We start from the raw sequence: 582 nt of genomic DNA, 5'->3' as shown, positions 1-582 counted from the left end.
TGGGGACAAATACATGAAGGTGTACAAACAAATGAAGATGTACAACGATGACGAGCTTAACCCTGTATTAAGAGGAGCCAAAAAATAACATTTTTCAATGGAAAGGCCCGGCCATATTTTAGTCATCCGTCTCTCTGCCATGGGAGATGTGGCCATGATGGTGCCGGTGCTAAAGGCTTTTTCTGAAAAATATCCCGATGTAAAGATCACCCTGCTCACCCGCGGATTTTTTGTCCCGCTCTTTAAAGACCTGCAGAATGTCGATGTGTTTGCTGCTGAAGTCAAGGGCAGGCACAAAGGAATTGGGGGTTTAAAAAGACTTTCTGAAGAACTACTGGACCTTAAAATTGATGCCGTAGCCGATCTTCACAACGTGCTACGCTCCAACATTCTAAAGCTTTTCTTTAAGCTGAAGGGAATTCCCGTAAAACAACTGGATAAAGGCCGAAGAGAAAGGAAAGCCCTCACCCGAAAGGAAAATAAAGTCTTCATCCAACTGAAGCCGACTCATCAGCGATATGCTGAAGTATTCGAAAAGTTAGGTTATCCCATAGATCCGGAAGTGGTTGATCTGCTGCCTAA

At 44.0% G+C, this 582-nt stretch carries 2 pseudogenes; both read left to right on the top strand.

The annotated features are described in order from the left end of the window. A pseudogene (locus HC176_RS20410) lies at positions 1-88 on the top strand (DUF4254 domain-containing protein); the annotation flags it as partial. Positions 89-97: 9 nt separating this feature from the next. Beyond that, positions 98-582, top strand: a pseudogene (locus HC176_RS15815) (glycosyltransferase family 9 protein); the annotation flags it as partial.

The organism is Tamlana crocina, assembly GCF_012037625.1.
Note: the sequence above shows the minus strand (reverse complement) of the source record. Positions and strands in the feature narration are given on the sequence as shown.